Source organism: Candidatus Borkfalkia ceftriaxoniphila (assembly GCF_004134775.1).
Classification (GTDB): domain Bacteria; phylum Bacillota; class Clostridia; order Christensenellales; family Borkfalkiaceae; genus Borkfalkia; species Borkfalkia ceftriaxoniphila.
On sequence record NZ_SDOZ01000003.1, the window covers coordinates 190,758 to 209,503 of the forward strand.

General features: G+C 50.3%; 16 protein-coding genes and 1 tRNA gene. 5 read left to right on the forward strand and 12 right to left on the reverse strand.

The genetic code is table 11. The annotated features are described in order from the left end of the window. Positions 1–13 precede the first annotated feature (13 nt). The 6 genes from ESZ91_RS09485 to ESZ91_RS09510 all read right to left on the reverse strand — a co-directional run bounded on the left by ESZ91_RS09485 (position 14) and on the right by ESZ91_RS09510 (position 6,823). Positions 14–1,408, reverse strand: coding sequence for a hypothetical protein (locus ESZ91_RS09485; RefSeq protein ID WP_129226624.1), 1,395 nt, complete (start codon positions 1,406–1,408; stop codon positions 14–16). Then, on the reverse strand, positions 1,405–3,516 hold the full coding sequence (locus tag ESZ91_RS09490; RefSeq protein ID WP_129226626.1) for a bacterial Ig-like domain-containing protein: 2,112 nt from the start codon (positions 3,514–3,516) through the stop codon (positions 1,405–1,407). The genes ESZ91_RS09485 and ESZ91_RS09490 overlap by 4 nt, the downstream gene beginning before the upstream one ends. 19 nt (positions 3,517–3,535) lie before the next feature. Further along, complete coding sequence (locus ESZ91_RS09495) at positions 3,536–4,546, reverse strand: LacI family DNA-binding transcriptional regulator (RefSeq protein ID WP_129226628.1); 1,011 nt, start codon at positions 4,544–4,546, stop codon at positions 3,536–3,538. Positions 4,547–4,716: 170 nt separating this feature from the next. After that, the gene (locus tag ESZ91_RS09500) at positions 4,717–5,361 is read right to left on the reverse strand and encodes a hypothetical protein (RefSeq protein ID WP_129226630.1); all 645 of its coding nucleotides are present in this window, start codon (positions 5,359–5,361) and stop codon (positions 4,717–4,719) included. A 385-nt stretch (positions 5,362–5,746) separates the two neighbouring features. Beyond that, positions 5,747–5,834: transfer RNA gene (locus tag ESZ91_RS09505), tRNA-Ser, on the reverse strand. Between the two features lie 71 nt (positions 5,835–5,905). After that, a complete protein-coding gene (locus ESZ91_RS09510) occupies positions 5,906–6,823 on the reverse strand; it encodes an aldo/keto reductase (protein WP_129226632.1) in 918 nt (305 codons plus the stop codon). Between the two features lie 156 nt (positions 6,824–6,979). On the opposite strand from ESZ91_RS09510, the gene ESZ91_RS09515 reads away from it, so the two are divergent. Beyond that, positions 6,980–7,699 (forward strand): ABC transporter ATP-binding protein, encoded by a 720-nt coding sequence (locus ESZ91_RS09515; protein WP_129226811.1) that lies wholly within the window; start codon positions 6,980–6,982, stop codon positions 7,697–7,699. Further along, entirely contained in the window at positions 7,689–9,275 is a 1,587-nt protein-coding gene (locus tag ESZ91_RS09520; protein WP_129226634.1) for a hypothetical protein, read from the forward strand. Before ESZ91_RS09515 ends, ESZ91_RS09520 begins: the two co-directional genes overlap by 11 nt. Positions 9,276–9,337: 62 nt before the next feature. Here the strand turns inward: ESZ91_RS09520 and ESZ91_RS09525 are convergent, their stop codons facing one another. The 3 genes from ESZ91_RS09525 to ESZ91_RS09535 form a co-directional block, all read right to left on the reverse strand. Next, a complete protein-coding gene (locus tag ESZ91_RS09525; RefSeq protein WP_129226636.1) occupies positions 9,338–11,275 on the reverse strand; it encodes an ABC transporter ATP-binding protein in 1,938 nt (645 codons plus the stop codon). After that, positions 11,262–13,022, reverse strand: coding sequence for an ABC transporter ATP-binding protein (locus ESZ91_RS09530; RefSeq protein ID WP_129226638.1), 1,761 nt, complete (start codon positions 13,020–13,022; stop codon positions 11,262–11,264). Before ESZ91_RS09530 ends, ESZ91_RS09525 begins: the two co-directional genes overlap by 14 nt. Positions 13,023–13,097: 75 nt before the next feature. Next, entirely contained in the window at positions 13,098–13,538 is a 441-nt protein-coding gene (locus ESZ91_RS09535; protein ID WP_129226640.1) for a MarR family winged helix-turn-helix transcriptional regulator, read from the reverse strand. A gap of 127 nt (positions 13,539–13,665) precedes the next feature. On the opposite strand from ESZ91_RS09535, the gene ESZ91_RS09540 reads away from it, so the two are divergent. After that, on the forward strand, positions 13,666–14,346 hold the full coding sequence (locus ESZ91_RS09540; RefSeq protein ID WP_161971129.1) for a YoaK family protein: 681 nt from the start codon (positions 13,666–13,668) through the stop codon (positions 14,344–14,346). 14 nt (positions 14,347–14,360) lie between these two features. On the opposite strand, the gene asnA is transcribed toward ESZ91_RS09540, so the two are convergent. Both asnA and ESZ91_RS09550 read right to left on the reverse strand, forming a co-directional pair. Next, entirely contained in the window at positions 14,361–15,350 is a 990-nt protein-coding gene (gene asnA / locus ESZ91_RS09545) for an aspartate--ammonia ligase (protein WP_129226644.1), read from the reverse strand. Between the two features lie 56 nt (positions 15,351–15,406). Continuing rightward, positions 15,407–16,048 (reverse strand): HAD family hydrolase, encoded by a 642-nt coding sequence (locus ESZ91_RS09550; protein WP_129226646.1) that lies wholly within the window; start codon positions 16,046–16,048, stop codon positions 15,407–15,409. A 145-nt stretch (positions 16,049–16,193) separates the two neighbouring features. On the opposite strand from ESZ91_RS09550, the gene ESZ91_RS09555 reads away from it, so the two are divergent. Together ESZ91_RS09555 and ESZ91_RS09560 are read left to right on the forward strand one after the other, a co-directional pair. Beyond that, positions 16,194–17,177 (forward strand): hypothetical protein, encoded by a 984-nt coding sequence (locus ESZ91_RS09555; protein WP_129226648.1) that lies wholly within the window; start codon positions 16,194–16,196, stop codon positions 17,175–17,177. After that, the gene (locus tag ESZ91_RS09560) at positions 17,164–17,640 is read left to right on the forward strand and encodes a hypothetical protein (protein ID WP_129226650.1); all 477 of its coding nucleotides are present in this window, start codon (positions 17,164–17,166) and stop codon (positions 17,638–17,640) included. Before ESZ91_RS09555 ends, ESZ91_RS09560 begins: the two co-directional genes overlap by 14 nt. Positions 17,641–17,688: 48 nt before the next feature. On the opposite strand, the gene gap is transcribed toward ESZ91_RS09560, so the two are convergent. After that, positions 17,689–18,705, reverse strand: coding sequence for a type I glyceraldehyde-3-phosphate dehydrogenase (gap, locus tag ESZ91_RS09565; RefSeq protein ID WP_129226652.1), 1,017 nt, complete (start codon positions 18,703–18,705; stop codon positions 17,689–17,691). Positions 18,706–18,746 lie beyond the last annotated feature (41 nt).

The window sequence follows — 18,746 nt, forward strand, 5'->3', positions numbered from 1 at the left end:
TTCATCCATTCGTTTATTTAAGCAAACGGAATATTTTGCCTTCTCCCGCATCAAACGAGAGCGTGAAACTACCGTCATTTAAGGATACCTTTTCATATTCTTTTCTCTCGGGGTTGAAATACTCCAATCCGCTGACACCCTTTTCGGAGTCAAGTATGAAATCGGCCCTTACGCTATTCGTATAATCGTTATTGAACAGCATGACGTGTGAATTTTGCGAAGCGTCTTTATTTTCCATATACGAAACGATAAAGTCGCCGTCCGTTTTCGGGCGCAGGAAATAATCGGAAGGCAGCATTTTCACCCCTTCGTACCCTTCGGCGGTGTGATACGCCGCCGAAACGTCAGAGTTCATAACAATAGGAGAAAGCGCGCGGACCTGCCAATTCAAAGCTGAAACGCCATTGAACAAATCTTGATCGCGTATCGTTCCGTCTCGGTAAATCAAGCTATCATAAAAACCTTCGCCCTCGGTATCCGATTCGCCCGGACATACGTAATTAAAGTATGAAAATGCCTTAAAGCCGTAAGCCAGATAGGAATAAATGTTCCAGCGAATTTCATTGAGGTCGGTCATTCTCTTTTCCGTAAAGCCAGTGGACTGTAAAAAACTATGCGTTTTAATCTTGCCGCTCGTATAGGCAACGTCGCGAATAACTTCCATATCCGAAAATATTTTGCTGTCGTACGATTTTCCGCCCGCTAAAAACGGGTAAAAATCGGTGCTGATATACTCGCTGTCCGGACAGGCATCCACATACGCCTGAATATACTCGCGGTATGTAGGCGAAAACGCCCCTGTTCCGTAGCTCGGCAACAGATTGGTAAAGGGAACGAGATTGGGCAGAGCTTCTCTGTATTGGTCGAAATAGCGTTTGATCGTTCCCTGAATGACAGCCGTCGTCGGTTCATCCTTTAAATTGACAAAGCGGCAATAAGGACTGTCAAGCTCAGCATAGTACTCTTTTATTTGGTTTAAAGAAAAGCGGTTAGCCCCGTTTAAGTCCTCATTCGCGCAAATACCATAGACAATGCGGTATTTGCAGCACAGTTCGTCTATCTGTTTCCAATCCTCTATGCTGTCCCAATTTTCCGTATCCCATTGAAACGGAAAGAGATTGAAGTTGATTCCCGCCTGTGCGAGCCGGCGCATTTGTGTATCGTGCGAGGCGATATTATAACGATAATATGTCACCCAAGAACCGATTAAAATCTGCTCGTTCAAATCAACGGGTTCCGTTGCCTCGGGTATATCTTCCCAAGGTTTAAATTCTTCGTCCGGGTCTAAAGGATCTACAACGGGCGGATCAGGTTTCGGCCTTTCCGTTTCTTTTTCCGCTTCGCCGCAAGCGACAAGTGTAAACAGTAAACAAAAACACAGCAATATGCTGAAAATCTTATTTTTCATAACGGTTTCTTTTTCCCCTTTTCCATTACCATCAGGCATAAGATTCCCGCAACGAGGAACGTAGAGGCTAAGACAGATACACCCGTAACTGCACTGCCGCATCCCCGTGCTTTTCCGGAAGCATGAACGGTAATCTGTAATGAGTATTCGGTTCCCCGAAACATAACTTTGACCGTCTGTTTGCCGGCTTTATCCTTATCGTATCCGCTTACGGTAAAATCGGACGCACTTGTTTGCACGGATTTCACCGCCCCGCTTTCATAAACTTCTTCCGCTACCAAGGAGGAAACGTCGAATTCCTCGCCCTGTTCATATTCTGCTTTGCTCGTACTCACCCGATAGGAAACGACCTCGTCAACATATTCCTCGACTCCGATCTCAAAAGTCGCGCTTATTACACCGTTTAAGTTTTGTTTCGAAACAGTCACCGTCTGCTTGCCGACGGCATTCTTATCGAAGCCGGAAATCGTAAAGTCATCAAGCGTGAGAGTCTGTGTAGTGCCGTCAAGCATGGTCAGCAAGAAACTGCCCCCCGCCAATTCTTCTCCCTGCATCACGTCCGCAGGCGCGGTCTGTACCGTAAGACTCTTTGCGTAATTATCGAGTTCCACGCCCTTGACGTAAAACTGCATGTCGCTGATAACGGAATCCGCGTTGGTTCTGTCACCGAATGCGATGCAGGGAATGCCCGTCCACGCCTCGTCCTTAAATTTCACATCAAATTCGCTGACGTATGTCTGTCCGCCGATTTCGAGAATGTATTTCAAATGCGAACCAGTCATTTCGGACGTCACCGTATAACTGATTCCTTCGGATTGATTTGGCGCGCCGATTTCAGTTTTGACATCCTCATGCCAACCTGTTTCGTCGTTATAACGGCACATTACGTAGGCAGGCGTACCGCCCCCGTTCATATTTACACGTACATGCGAGTCGAGCTGTGCATCTTTGCCTTGAGAAAAAACCATAAAAGGTACTGTCCAGCCCCCTGTCGCCGCAGGTGTAACCGTCATTCTCGTAACGAAAGTCAATTCGGAAATATTTTTTTCCGTTCCGTCCTTTAATTTTAGTTTCCCGTCTGTAATACCGTCAAGAACGGTAGGAATATAAACAGTCGAATCGTCGCCATACAAAATCACTTCACCCGTAGCGGGGTCGTATTCGTTTTTACCATAATCGGCCGCCGCGAAATCAGCGAGATCGGTGCGGGTTTCCACCGTAACCTCGGCACGGGCGGATGCCGTCTGATTGAGCGTTTCGGCGGACACAACGATCTCTTTTTTTCCCGATACCGCCGATGAAAAACCCGATATCGTAAGTTCATCCTGTGAAAGCGTAGCCGTACTTCCGTCCGCATATTTCACGTCTGCCGTTACGCCCGTCAACGCCGCACCCTTTTCTACGTAGGCGGGGGCGTTTACTTTCATGTCCACGATATAATTGGCGATTTCGACATCCTTTATGTACATTTTCATGTCTGAAAACACTGAACCTGCCACCGCGCGCGCACCGATGCCGAAACAAGGCGTGAGATCCTCTGTCCACGCATTTTCTTTTTCGGCGGTGTTTGAGAATTCTCCCGAATCCGTCCGCACGGAATAATCATTTCCCTTTACTTGGATAATAGCTTTATAAGGAGTACCGTCCGCCACGTAGCCGATTCCCGTTTCGGAAATGACGGTTTCAGTGTTTTTAAACACGTACATATTGTTCAGCGTATTGCGGAAATGATATTCCATCGTCGTATCGTCATTTTTCGCGAAAACGATAAAAGGAACCTGCCACACTTGGCTTTTGGCGGAAATCGTAGCTTCCAGAACGAAAGTCAGTTCGGAAAAATTTTTTTCGGTTCCGTTTTTCAATTTAATCTTTCCGTCGCTGATACCGTCCAAAACCGTCGTAAAATAGTCTTTCGTATCATTGCCCGTCAATGTGAGCGTACCTGTTTCCGAATCGTAGGTATGATCGCCCCAATCGGTTGCAGAAAAATCAATCAGGTTCACAAACTCCTGCGCAGCAGGAGTTGTTGCGGCTGCCGCAACCGAAACAACCGCAAACAACATAAAGAGCATAGCCAATGAGAAACACCATAAAATTGCTTTTTTCATTTATTTTCCTCCCTGAATATTATTTGAATTTCCAAACGGATTCCCGTTCCACAATTTCGGCATCGAAAGTTTCCGACTGTGACAACTCATCTGCACCCTCTATCATATTTTTTAAAAGACAAAACACCTTGCGCCCGTACGCTTTTTTATCAAACCCCACTGTAGTGAGAGCGGGGGTACTGTACCTCGCGATATCTATATTGTCGATTCCCATCACAGATATGTCTTCAGGTACTCTCATCCCTGCCTTAAGAAAGGTGTGAATCGCGCCGATAGCCATCAAATCATTCGTAGTAATCACCGCGCTTGCGCGAATACACGTTTGTAAAAAATGTTTAGCAATATTCTGCCCGCTCTCCATATCAGTCGTATACGGCGGAGCATTTTCTAAAATAATACCCTCTTTATGAAATCTTTCGCGATATGCTTTCTGAAATCCCATGCAACGTTCATCGCTCGTAGAACGGATATCTAAACCCGAGAAATATACAATGTTTTCATGCCCACAGTCCGCGAGGTATTGGACCGCATCGTGCATGATACGTCGTTTATCTGTTTCTACGAACACATATTGCCGACCATTATTCTCGATTTTATTGCCAAAAACAACTTTGATATCGTTATTTTCCAATTCGGCAAGAAGTTTAACACAGGTTTCCATCATTCCGAGAGTAATGTAAATTCCCGCTACACGCATAGATACAAGGTCGGCAATAATATTTTCTCCCCGATTTTTTAAATCCGCCACGACAACAACGTAGCCGCTTTTATAAGCCTCCTGCTGAAATCCGTCCATGATTTCGCTGTACACGGGATTGGAAAAATTGTCGATAAGAATCGCAACGATATTAAGATGTTTTTTTGCCAATCCCTTAGCGATAGCGTCAGGTTTATAACCAGTTTTCTGCACCGCATCCATCACTTTTTCTACTGTTTCTTGCGAAAAATTGCGCGAACCGTTTAACACATAAGAAACGGTTTGAGCAGATACTCCTGCGATTTTTGCTATGTCTTTCCGATATAATTTCATAAATTACCTCCCCATTCTCCCGTTTTAAAAAAACTATGCCTTTCCTGATTTTATTTGCTATCCGTGTAGCAGATTTTGCGATTTAAATATAACACAAAATTTTCACATTGTCAATACATTTTGAAAAAATAATTATTGATTTATTAGAGTGCCTTTAAATGGATATGAAGTTAATGGCATCGCGGATATATATACCCGCTATAGGTAGACAAATATCTTTGCCGCATTTTGATGAAATACTCATATACGGTACTCGTCGCCCTCGACAGCATTTTTGCTATATCGGGATAACTCATTCCCGACATTCTGTAATCCAATGCAAGATTCATGTTTTCCGTTAGGTTCAACGATGCTATAACTGCGTCAACGATCGAATAGTCTTCTTCCTCCGTTTCTTCCGCCATGGCTTCAATCTTCATATTTGCTTTTTCAAGGCTTATATATTTCTGCATGTAGCAGTATTTCCTGCATAACATTCTGGTTACGATCAGGCAGCATTCTATTTTTATCGTGATCCTTTTCCCTCGTTTCGAGATATACAGGAAATCGTCTAAATATTCTCCGTAATGTTCGCAGAGAAAAACCGCCACGCTCTGTACTATATCGTAGCAGTCTGACAGTACGTATCCCTGCGTATCTTTGCAGAACACGTCTTTGCAAAGTTTCGCATGCGCGATTACCGCATGACGGCTCATAAACCTTATGAGGGTTTTCGTTTCCTTAATCGCCAACAATTCCGACATGATCAATACGTTATCGGGAGATATTTTCTCAGCCAACACCTTAAAATCCCTTTTCTTTTCCGTTTGTTCCATTTTTACACCTCCGAAATTTGATTTTGCCTTTTTCGGGCAAAAGGCGAAGGTGCATAGGACGGTCAAGGGAAAGCATCTTGCGTATCGGTCTGCGGAAGTCAACGGGAAAAGAAAAATCGTTGCGTGGATGAAAAGCACAACTATATAAATACAGCAAAAGAGCCGAGCAAGGAATTTTTCCTTGCTCGGCTCTCAATTCATTTTTATAAAAGTTTTAAGCGACGATTTTGCGGACGTTGACTTACGCGAGGACCTATGCTACCATAGCCGACCGAAAAAAGCAAAATTCGAGGTGCTACTTCAATCGAATTATGATACCGAAGAAATCTCGTGCAAAAAATAATACGAACTCCGAATTTCCTTCGGGGTTCGTATTATTCTCGTATGGCGCAGAGAGAGGGATTCGAACCCCCGGAGGCTTTCACCTCAACGGTTTTCAAGACCGCCGCGATCGACCGCTCCGCCATCTCTGCATGGATATCATTTTAGCAAAACAGCGGGCGTTTGTCAATAAAAAAAGGGCGGGAACGACCGCCCTTTTTTATTACGGAAGTATATGCCCCGCCGCAAGATACAGGCGGTACCATTCTTCGCGCGTAAGGCGAACCGATGCGCCGCGGCTGAGCGCGCGGAGGCGGCCGACGTTCATCGTGCCCGTGACCGTCTGCATGTCCGCGGGATGGCGGCACAGCCATGCGACGATGATCGCGGTGTCCTCTACCCCGTATTTTTCGCACAACTGCGCAACGGTTTTATTAAATTCGGGAAACTTTTCGTTTTTCAGGTAGACGCCCTCAAAAAATCCGTATTGGAAGGGCGACCAGGGCTGAACCGTGATATCGTGCAGCCTGCAATAATTCAAAATGCCGCCGTCGCGGTCTACGGCGCCGTCGGTACCCATATTGACTTCCAGCCCGACGCTCACCATTTCCGCGTGCATGGGCGAAAATTGCAACTGATTTGCGACGATTTTCTGACGCACGCACTTTTTCAGCAGGCGTATCTGATCGGGACGCATATTGGATACGCCGAAATACCGGACCTTGCCCTGCGATTCGAGCAGATCGAACGCTTCCGCCACTTCCTCCGGCTCCATCAACGCATCGGGACGGTGCAGAAGCAGTACGTCCAAATAATCGGTATCCAGCCGTTTCAATATCCCGTCTACAGAAGAAAGAATATGCTCTTTGGAAAAATCGTACATTTTGCCGGGAACAATGCCGCATTTCGATTGAAGAAACAGTTTGTCCCGAGGAATTTTCAGCGCGGAAACCGCCTTCGCAAAAACCGTTTCACATTCGCCTCCGCCGTAAATATCGGCATGGTCGAAGAAATTCAATTCCTCTTCCATCGCCGCGTATACGAAAGCCTGCGCCCCCTTTTCATCCAACGAAGTAATGCGCATACAGCCCACCGCCAGTGCGGGCACGTCGAGCACGCCTCCCAATTTTATCTGTTTCATAAGCGCCTCCGCTTTTTCTTTCATTATAACATGGATTTTTACAAAATACAAGTCCGCAACTGTATTTATTGTTCAAAGCGTTGACAAATATTTTAATTTCATGATATAATTATGATATCATATCGATATCTTACAGGAGGCAATATGGAAAAGAAAATTTTAGAGATCAAAAACTTTTCGAAAACGTATGCGGGCAACAAGCGGGCGGTGGATCATCTTTCCCTCGACGTCTGCGCGGGCGATATTTACGGCTTTATCGGACAGAACGGCGCGGGCAAGACCACGACGCTGCGCGCCGCGATGGGCATACTGCAATTCGAGGAGGGAGATATCCTGATAGACGGGCATTCCGTTTTAAAGGACCCCGTTCTCTGCAAATCCATCTCCGCGTATATTCCCGATAATCCCGATCTGTACGATTTTTTAACGGGCGTGCAGTATCTCAATTACATTTCCGACGTATTCCGCGTTGGACAGGAACAGCGCACCGAACGCATCGTCAAATACGCCGATATGTTCCGCATCCGCGACGAACTCGGAAAACTGATTTCCTCCTATTCTCACGGCATGAAGCAAAAACTCGCCATCATCGGCGCGCTCGTGCACGCGCCCAGGCTTTTGATCCTGGACGAACCCTTTGTAGGCCTCGACCCCGAAGCGGCGTTCAAACTCAAAAACGTGTTCAAGGAAATGTGCGAAAACGGCTCCGCGATCTTCTTTTCGACGCACGTTCTGGACGTTGCCGAAAAACTGTGCAACAAGATCGCCATCATCAAACAGGGAAAACTGGTCGCCTGCGGACCGACCGAACAGGTACGCGGCGACGAGAGTCTGGAAACGGTGTTCATGGAGGTTCTGGAAAGCAATGACAAGTAATTTTCTTACCCTGACCAAAGTGCACTTGTTGGGCATGACGGGCATCAACCGCGTGCGCTATTCCGAGGACGGAAAGGAAAAACGCAAGGCGGGTCTGTTCATCGGACTGTACGCTTTCGTCATGATCCTGATGATCGCGTTTGTCTGCTTTTACGCGGTCATGTTCGCGGAAAACGGTATGAACGACGTGATCCCCGCCCTTTCCTTTGCGCTTGCTTCGGCGATCACGCTCATCTTTTCCCTCATCCGCGGGCCGCATATGCTGTTCGCCATGAAGGACTACGATATGCTTATGTCTATGCCCGTGAAAAAATCCGATATCGTCGCTTCGAGGCTGATCACTTCGTACCTCGTAAACCTCGTGTTTTGCGCGGTCGTCATGATCCCTTGCGCGATCGTATATTTCATTTACGGCGGATTTAACGTTGCGGCGCTCGTCTATATCCTCATCGCTTTTCTTTTGAGTCCCGTCATTCCCTTGGTCGTTTCCAATATCATCGGCACATTGATCACCGCGGCGACGATGAATCTGCGGCATAAGGCGATTTTCCAGACGGCGCTGGCGATGGTCGCGCTCGTGGGCGTGATGGCGCTTTCCTTTCTCGTGTCCTATACGAGCGGCGCGGGCAGCGTGGAGATCAGCGATGCGACGCTCGATATGCTGCTCAAAATTTATCCGCCCGCCTGGCTGTTGCAGCAAAGCATTGCGGGGAAAGGCTTTTGGTACTTACTCGTTCTGATCGCTGCGAGCGCCGTTTTCTCGGCTGCGTTTATCGCGGTGCTTGCCAGATATTATCTCAAGATCAACAGCGCGTTGCTTTCGAGAAAATCTTCGGGCAGGTTCGAGGCGAAACAACTGCGCGCGGGCAGCGCTTTTAAAGCCATGTATAAAAACGAGTTCGCAAGGCTCTTGTCCTCGCCCTCTTACATGCTCAACTCCACGAGCGGCTTGCTGCTTCTGGTCATTTTAAGCGTCGTTTCCATCTTTTTCAATCCGTTCGAGTATCTGTCGGGCATTCCCGAATTCGATACGGCGACGGCGGAACAAATGAAATTTCTCATCGTTCCCATTGTTATGTTCACGGTCGGAATCACGACCTCTTCGGCGGCGTCGCTTTCGTTGGAAGGCAACCGACGCTGGATCCCCTTTTCCATGCCCGTTTCTTCCTTTCAGATCCTCATGGCGAAGGCGATGATGAGTCTGACCCTGTCGGGCGGCGCGGGGATCGTCTGCTCCTTCATTCTGACTTTTTCTCTGCAACTGAGCGCGGTTCAGGCTGTTCTGCTCTTCGTTTCGGTCATCGTTTACGCCTCGTTTTCCGCGCTGTTCGGAACGTATATCAATACGAAATTTCCCAAATACGACTGGACAAACGAAACGATGGTCGTCAAAAACAGCGCCTCGGTCACGATCAGCGTATTTGCAGGCATGATCCCGCCCATGCTCCTCTTGTTTTTGGGCTTTTCCCTTTTCGAAACTTTGGTTATCCCTGTGCTCGTTCTCGACGGATTGGCGCTCGCGGTCGCAATTTTCAGTTTTATTATGTTGAAAAAAGCCAAACTTTGCGACCGATAACGGGATATCGTTCAAGTACAAAATAAAAAAGCACGGCAGACTTGCCGTGCTTTTTTCTGATTTTATTCCAACTCGAAGGCGCCCGTGTACAACTGATAGTAAGTACCTTTCTGCGCGATCAGCTGATCGTGCGAGCCGCGCTCGATGATCCTGCCGTGGTCCAATACCATGATAGCGTCGGAATTCTGTATGGTGGAAAGCCTGTGGGCGATGACGAACACCGTCCTGCCCTCCATCAGGCGGTCCATGCCGCGCTGTACGAGCGCTTCCGTTCTCGTATCAATGGAAGAAGTCGCTTCGTCGAGGATCATGACGGGCGGATCGGCGACAGCGGCGCGCGCGATAGAGATGAGTTGGCGCTGTCCCTGCGAGAGGTTCGCCGCCTCGTGCCGCAAGACCGTGTTATAGCCTTCGGGCAGACGGGTGATAAAGTCGTGCGCGTTGGCGAGTTTCGCCGCCGCGATGCACTCTTCGTCCGTCGCATCCAGTTTGCCGTAGCGGATATTTTCCATGATCGTGCCCGTAAAGAGGTTGGTATCCTGCAATACGATGCCGAGAGAACGGCGCAGATCCGACTTTTTGATCTTGTTGATATTGATGCCGTCGTAACGGATCTTGCCGTCGGCGATATCGTAAAAACGGTTCAAGAGGTTGGTGATCGTCGTCTTGCCCGCACCCGTCGCGCCGACAAAAGCAATCTTCTGCCCGGGTTTGGCGTAAATGCTCACGTCGTGCAGCACGATTTTTTCGGGAACGTACCCGAAATCCACGTCAAAGAGTTGAATATCGCCCGTAAGTTCGGTATAAGTGACGGTGCCGTCCGCCTTGTGCGGGTGACGCCACGCCCATTTGCCCGTGCGTTCGGCGCATTCGGTGATATTGCCGTTCTCGTCGATATGCGCGTTGACAAGTTGAACGTAGCCGTCGTCCGTTTCGGGCTGTTCGTCCAGAAGTTCGAATATGCGCTCCGCGCCCGCAAGCCCCATGACGACCGCGTTGATCTGCATGGAAACCTGCCCGATGTTCAGTGTGAACTGGCGGGACATATTGAGGAACGCCACGATGACGCTGACGCTCACCACGCCCTCGGTAAAGCCGACGATGGACAGGTTGCGCGCGCCGACCATGACGAGAATGCCCGCCACGATGGCGACGACGACGAACACGAAATGCCCTATATTCATGATGGCGGGCATGAGAATGTTACCGTATTTGTTCGCCTGGTCGGAAGCGTCGCACAGTTCGTCGTTGATTTTATCGAAATCGCGCTTTGCCTGCTCTTCGTGGCAGAACACCTTGATGACTTTCTGTCCGCCCATCATTTCTTCGATAAAACCTTCCGTTTTGCCGATGACGACCTGTTGGCGGATAAAGTGTTTGGCGCTGTTGCCTCCCACGTATTTTGCGACTACGACCATGAGCGCCACGCCCGCGAGCACCACGATCATCAGCCAGATGCTGTAAACGAGCATGATGACGAACAGCGTGACCGCAGCGACGATGGAATAGAAGGTCTGCGGAATGCTTTGCGAAACGAGTTGCCGCAAAGCGTCGGTATCGTTGGTATAGGTACTCATGATATCGCCGTGCGTGTGCGTATCGAAATAGCGGATCGGCAGTGTCTGCATGCGGTTGAACATATCGTTTCGGATATACATCAAAAAGCCTTGCGTGACGATCGCCATGCGCTGGTTATAGAAAATGGACGCCGCGAGCGCGACGAGATACATTGCGCCCATGCCGCCGATGATAAAGAACAGCGGTTCGCGCACGGCTTCCCACGTTGCGCCGTTTGTTACGGGTTCGATGACCTGATCGATGACGAGGCTTAAAAAGATGGAAGAACTGATGCCCGCGACCGCGGTGAGCAGGATACTGATAAATACCAGGATCATACTGATCTTGTAATAGTGAAACAGATACGAAAGGAGCCTTCCCAACAGTTTGAAGGAGTGCATCTTGGGAGGCTGAGGACGGGCGTTTTCTTTACGCTTGCTCATTTGCCGCACCTCCTATTTTGTTTTGGGAATAATATACTTCCTGATAGATCTCGTTGTTTTTCAACAGTTCCTCGTGGGTACCCACCGCGTCGATGCGGCCGTTGTTTAAAATGACGATCTGGTCGGCGTCCTGCACGGAGGAAACGCGCTGCGCGATGATGATCTTCGTCACGTCGGGTATCTCGTCGCGGAAAGATTTGCGGATCATCGCGTCGGTCTTGGTATCCACGGCGCTGGTCGAATCGTCCAGAATGAGCACCTTGGGATCCTTGAGAAGGGCGCGCGCGATGCAGAGCCGCTGTTTCTGTCCGCCCGACACGTTGCTGCCCCCCTGTTCGATATATGTATCGTATTTGTCGGGGAAAGCCTGGATAAAGTCGTCCGCGCAGGCGAGTTTGCACGCGTGCTCGATCTCTTCGTCCGTCGCGTCCGCCTTGCCCCAGCGCAGATTTTCTTTGATGGTCCCCGAAAACAGGACGTTCTTCTGCAAGACCATGGCGACTTTGTTGCGCAGCGCCTCGATATCGTAATCTTTGACGTTGACGCCGCCCACGTAGACAGCGCCCTCCGTCGTGTCGTAAAGGCGCGGGATCAGATTGACGAGCGTGGATTTGGAAGCACCCGTGCCGCCTAAGATCCCCACGGTCTGCCCTGCCTTGATCTTCAGATCCACGCCCGAAAGCGCGAATTTTTCCGCCTGCGCCGCGTACTTGAAGTTGACGTTTTCAAACACGATGTCGCCGCTCTCGACTTCTTTGACCGCTTGCTCGGGAGAAACGATGTTGCTCTTTTCCTGCAATACGTCCACGATACGCTTGACCGACGTGCGCGCGATGATGATCATGACGAGAACCATGGAAAGTTGCATTATACTGGAAAGTATCTGCGAAGCGTACATGATTAGAACGGTCAGATCGCCCTCGCCCACGGGCTTGCCGCCCACCGTCAGAAGCGCCGCCAAAAGGAAGATCATGAGAAAGGAAAACCATATGCAGAACTGCATGACGGGCGTATTGATCGCCATCAGGCGTTCGCCGAGCGTAAAGTCCTTCGCCACGTCCGCGGAAGTCTTTTCGAATTTCTGTTTTTCGAAATCTTCGCGGACGAAGGATTTGACGACGCGGATCCCCTTGATATCCTCGCGGATCGAGCGGTTCATGTTGTCGTATTTTTTGAACACGCGCTCGAAAATGGGGAAACATTTCAAGATCACGGCCGTGAGCACGCCCGCCAGAATGGGAATGAGTGCCACGAACACCCATGAAATGGTCACGTTGACCGTGAACGCCATCGCGAGGGAAAAGGCCAGCATGAGCGGGCAGCGGATGGCGACGCGAATGATCATCATATACGCCATCTGCACGTTCGTGACGTCTGTCGTAAGGCGCGTCACCAGGCTCGAAGTCGAAAACTTATCGATATTGGAGAAAGAATAATCCTGTATCGCATAATACATATCCTTTCTCAGGTTCTTGGCAAATCCCGCGCTCGCACGCGCCGCAAATCTGCCTGACAGCATCCCGAAAGTCAAAGACAGCAGAGCCATCCCGACCAAAATTCCGCCGTAATACAAGATGATTTCCATAGGAAGCGAATTGCTGTCCTTGCCGTTTGAAATTTCTTCGATGAACCGCATGATGAACAGCGGCATGATACATTCGACAATCACTTCCAAAGATACGAAAATCGGAGAAAGTATAGACGGAGTTTTATATTCCCGGATACTTTTGGCCAAAGTTTTTACCATCTGAATTCTCCTTATAAAAATTTTTACCTACATTGCATTCGCGCGCCTTTCACGCGCCGACCCTTTCAAAATGCCCTATTCGCATTTTGCGAGATTTTGCTTGAACCGTTCCACATAATCGAAAAACGCCTCGATCTCCGCGGGCGTAAAGCCCTCGGTCATCGTTTTTTCGGTCTTGTCGATCTGCGTCTGGATCTGTTTGCGGATCTCCTCGGCATGATCCGTAACGACGATCTTTTTCAGACGCGCGTCGTAATCCACGCAAACGCGCCGGATCAGACCGTTCTTTTCCATCTGTTTCAAAAGTTCGGTGGCTGTCGAGCGGCGGGTGTTGAATTCCGCTTCGATGTCCTTCTGAAACACGTCGCGCCCCTCGTTTCGAAATAAAAAATTGAGTATCCATATCTGGACACTCGTCAGATTTTTATTCTCTTTGATCGCGGGGATACGGCCGATGACCTGATTGATCCTGCGGTGCAGCGATTTGACCGCGTAACCGATATGCTTATTGTCCATTGCAACCTCAATATTGTTAGGTTAACTAACATTATATCGGGATTTAAAATGTTTGTCAAGCGATAGAAAGTGAAAAAACATGAAAATGTATTTGACTTTTTTCGATCGTTTATTGTATAGTGGATTCATGAAAAACAAGATCTTTTTGTGGGAGCAATCGCTCGTGACCTTTGCGGTCTTCGGGCTCATCGGCGGGTTTCTTGAATCCTATACTTTCGTATTGCACGGCAACGTTTTCTGCAACGCGCAGACGGGCAACCTCGTGCTGCTCGTGATCAATCTGATCGACGGAAAAGCCGCCGTTTCGCTGAAATACTTATTTTCCATTCTCGCCTACGCCGCGGGTATCCTGCTCTCGGTCGTCATCCCCCGAAAGATCAAAGCGATCAGCCGCTCGACGTTTATGACCTTTTTGGAGATCTTAGTGCTCGTCGGGCTCGCGTTCATCCCCTCTTCCGCATCGAATTATTATGCCCGCACCATCGTGGCGTTTCTGTGCGCCGTACAGTACAACACCTTCACGCATTGCCACGGCGCGGCGATCAGCACCACGTTTTGCACCAACAATTTAAGGCAGATGACGCTGCATCTCTATGACGGGATCAAACTCAAAAGCAAAGAAAGCGCCAAAAAAGCGGGCATTTACGCATATCTCATCGCCTTTTTCGTACTCGGCGCGGCGGTGGGCGTGTTCGCGTCCGAAAATCTGGGCAATTACAGCGTGCTCGTGTGCGCGGCGCCCCTCCTCCCCCTCTTCGCGTTCATGGTCGCGGAAGATTTCAAAAAAACCAAACAGGAAACCGAATAACGGTTTCCTGTTTTTTACATGAGCGGAATATTGTTTTCCGCGCAGTAGCGCACGGTCTTTTCGTCCCACAACGAAACCTGCACTTCGCCGATGTGCATTTTGTTCAAAAGGAACAAACACAGGCGCGACTGTCCGATGCCCCCGCCCATGGTGAGCGGCAACTCGCCCGAAACGAGCGCTTTGTGGAAAGGATATTGCAGACGGTCGAGGCAGTTTTCCGCCGCCAACTGTCTGTGCAGCGATTCCGCGTCCACGCGGATCCCCATGGAAGAGATCTCGAACGCGCAGTCGAGCACGGGATAATAGAGAAGGATATCGCCGTTCAACGCCCAGTCGTCGTAGTCGGGCGCCCTGCCGTCGTGCTTTGCGCCCGATCTGAGCGGCGCGCCGATCTGCATCAGAAACGTGGAGCCGTGTTCCCGCACGAATGTATTTTCGCGCTCCTTCGGCGTGAGATCGGGGTACAGATCTTCCAGTTCCTGCGTGGTGACGAACGTGATCTCTTGGGTCAGAAAATTATCGAGGGCGGGAAATTCGCGGCAGATCTCCTCTGCGGTATTCTGCATGGCGGCGTAAATTTTGCGAACGGTTTTTTTAAGGTATTCGACGTCGCGCACCTCGCGGGTGATGACCGTTTCCCAGTCCCACTGGTCTACGTACAGAGAATGAAGATTATCCAGATCCTCGTCGCGGCGTATGGCGTTCATATCCGTGTAAAGCCCGAAAAAGGGACCGAATTTATATTTTGCGAGCGCAAAACGCTTCCATTTTGCGAGGCTGTGCACCACTTCCGCGGTTTCGCCCGTCGCTTTGATATCGAAGGACACGGGGCGCTCCACGCCGTTGAGATTATCGTTGAGACCGCTCTCTCTCGTCACGAACAGCGGCGCGGAAATGCGCGTTAAGTTAAGCGCGGAGGAAAGTTCGCGCTCGAAAATCGTCTTGATGTCTTTGAGCGCCTTTTCCGTTTCCATAAGATTGAGTTTGGAATGATATACAGACATAAATTTCTCCTGTTGCGGAATATTATACCAAAATACGCGATTTTTCGCAAACCATTTTATAACAGATCGGCAAAACTGTATATAAATTCGTCGGAAATCCGCTTTAATTCTTCCACCATTCCCGCGGCGCTCTCGTCGTACACGGCTACCGTGCGCATATTCGCGCTTTTTGCCGAGCAGAGGGCGACGAAACTGTCCTCGTACACCACGCAGTCCGCGGGCGCAAGGCCGAGTTTTTCGGCGCTTTTCAAAAAGATATCGGGAAAGGATTTGTTTTTACGCACTTCGTCCACGGTGGTAAAACCGTCGAACAGCGAAAACAGGCCGTTGTTGCGCAGGATAGGTTCGTACAATTCGGGATGGGAGGCTGTGGCTACGCACAGACGCACGCCGCACGCTTTCAGCGATCTCAGATATTCCGCCGCGTAGGGTTTCATGTAGCGGGCGCTGTCCTTCGCCGCGTATCTTTCCAGCGACATTTCGCGCCATTCCGCGATCACGTCCTCCTCTTTCTCGTTCGGCAGGTATTGCCCGACGGTGAACGCCGCGCACTCCTTAAAACCGAGATGGGCGATGGATCTCTGGTAATCGGCGGGGACCGACATATTGCGTTTGGCGAAAAACTCCCTGTCGATATCCAGCCAAAGCCCCATGCTGTCGATGAGCGTTCCGTCAAGATCGAAAATTGCACCTTTCATCGTATGTACTCACAAAAAAATAAGATAAGGATATTCTATCATATCCGCGCGGTTTTGGCAAGCGGGCGGCAGGCAAACAAATCCTTGTCTATTTTCGGAAAGTGTGATAGAATATATAAGGAAATATAATATCGGAGAAACTCATTTGCAAAGCGAACCTCTTCTTTCCGTCATTCTGAATATCGAAAATTCACAGGAAAATCTCAACCGCTCGCTCGGCGCGCTGTTCGCGTGCAAGAACGAGCGGCCCGTCGAGGTTCGCGCGGCCGTCCGCGCGGGCAAATTTGCCGCGCCGCAGATCCTATCCGTCTACCAGCGTTCGAGCGCGCTTTTTTCCTTCACCCTCTGCGGCGAAGAATCCCCCGAACAGTCCGTCGCAAAGGAAATCGAAAAGGCTTCGGGAAAATACGTGCTCGTGGCCGACGGCGGCGACGTTTTTTCCGCCGACGGACTTTCCGAACTCATCGATTATCTCGGGACGCTCTCCTCGGACGCCGTGTTTTTCGATACCCTCGAAAACGGCAGACGGACGCCCGCCGCGCGGGCGAAAAACTTTACCGCGGAGGGGCGCATCGAAACCTTTTTGTCCCAGAACGCGCGCGCCGTTTTTCCCGTATCGGGCGCGGCAATACGCAAGGAATTTTTTTTGCAGAGCCTTCCGCGCAGCCGCGCGCTCGGGTTCGAAGAAACTTTTGCGATCGCGCCGCTCATGTTCGCGGAAACCGCCTATTACGCGCGCACCACCGTGCTTCAGATCGGCGAAGCGCGCGCCGAGCGGGACTCGGTCGAACTTTTGCGGAAATCGATCCAAAAGGCGCTGGGACTTGCGGACTTTTTCGGAGAAATGCGCCCCTTATTGAGCGATGAAAAGTATGCCTTTCTGTTCCGCTATACGAGAAAGAAAATATTGAACGCGTACGACGCTTACGTGCGTGCGGGCGGAGGGCAGGACGAAATCTCCGCCTTCGACGAAAAACTGCGGGATAAAAATATGCCGCTCTATCTCTCCGCGGGCGAGCGGTCGCTCCTTTCGTATGTGGAAAAACTGCGCAAAAGCGGATTCGCGCTCACGAAATTGCAGGCTTTCGCGGTAAAACTTTGCCTGGAGGTGCAGGATGACTTTTCCTGAACTTTACCGTCTGGGGAAAAAACTGTTCAAGGCGGACCGCATCTTTTACGCGCTGGCATTCTTTCTGCTCTTTTCGGCGTTCCTTCTGGAAACCTATCCGGAGGCAGCCGCGGCGATCAGATTTTCCCAAGAAGGAGAGCGTATCCCCGTGTACGCTTCCTACTTCTCCCCTCTCTTGCAGCAATACGGAAACAGTTACCCGCTCGCCTGCGGCGTGATGACCGTACTCATCACCGCTTCCGCCGCGCTGTGTCTCGGCGCAGGGCTCCGTTCGTTGAACGTCATGTATGCGACGCTCGCGGGCAATATTCTCACCATGATATTCGCACTGATGCCGCTCGTCGCCATCGGAAAGGACTGCGTCACCGCCGTCGGCGTGGGCGTGCTATCCTGTCTGTTCGCCGCGATTTTGTTGCAGACCGCCGTGATCATTTATGAAAACTTGTCCAAACGAAAAAAATAACCCGCCGCAAACGAGTTGCGGCGGGATTTTTCTGCTTTTTCGAAGCAATTACTTCAATTCGGCAAAATATTTGATGGTTCTGACCATCTGGCTGGTATAGGAATTTTCGTTGTCGTACCAGGAAACGACTTTCACGAGCGTCGTGCCGTCGCCCATGGGCATACATTTGGTCTGCGTGCCGTCGAACAGCGAGCCGTAGGTGATGCCGATCACGTCGGAAGAAACGATCTCGTCTTCGGTATAACCGAAAGAGTCGCTCGCCGCCGCTTTCATCGCCGCGTTGACGCCCTTCGCGTCCACGTCGCCGTCGACGATCGCGATGAGTTGCGTCAAAGAACCCGTAGGTACGGGAACGCGCTGCGCGCATCCGTCCAGAACGCCGTTGAGTTCGGGGATCACGAGGCCGATGGCTTTCGCCGCGCCCGTGCTGTTGGGTACGATATTGACCGCAGCGGCTCTCGCGCGGCGCAAATCGTCCTTGCGGTGCGGGCCGTCGAGCGTCATCTGGTCGCCCGTGTAGGCGTGGATGGTGGTCATGTAGCCTTTTTTGATCTTCGCGAATTTATTGAGCGTGTTCGCCATGGGCGCGAGGCAGTTGGTCGTGCACGAAGCCGCGGAAATGATGGTGTCGGCAGCGGTCAAAGTCTTTTCGTTGACGCTGTAAACGATGGTGGGCAGGTCGTTGCCCGCGGGAGCGGAGATAACGACTTTCTTCGCGCCAGCGTCGATGTGCGCCTGACTCTTCGCTTTGGAGCAATAGAATCCCGTGCATTCGAGAACGACGTCTACGCCGATCTCGCCCCAAGGCAGGTCGGCGGCGTTCTTTTCCGCATAGATCTTGATCTCTTTTCCGTCGACGATGATGGAGTTGTCCGTCGCGGTGACCTTGTCCGCCAAAGCGTATCTGCCCTGCGCGGAATCGTATTTGAGAAGGTGTGCGAGCATTCTGGGATTGGTCAGGTCGTTGATCGCGACAACGTCGTAACCCTTGGCGCCGAACATCTGTCTGAAAGCCAGACGGCCGATGCGGCCGAATCCGTTGATTGCAACTTTTACATTTGCCATTTGAGAAATTCCTCCAAATAATTTTATACAATACTTAATCT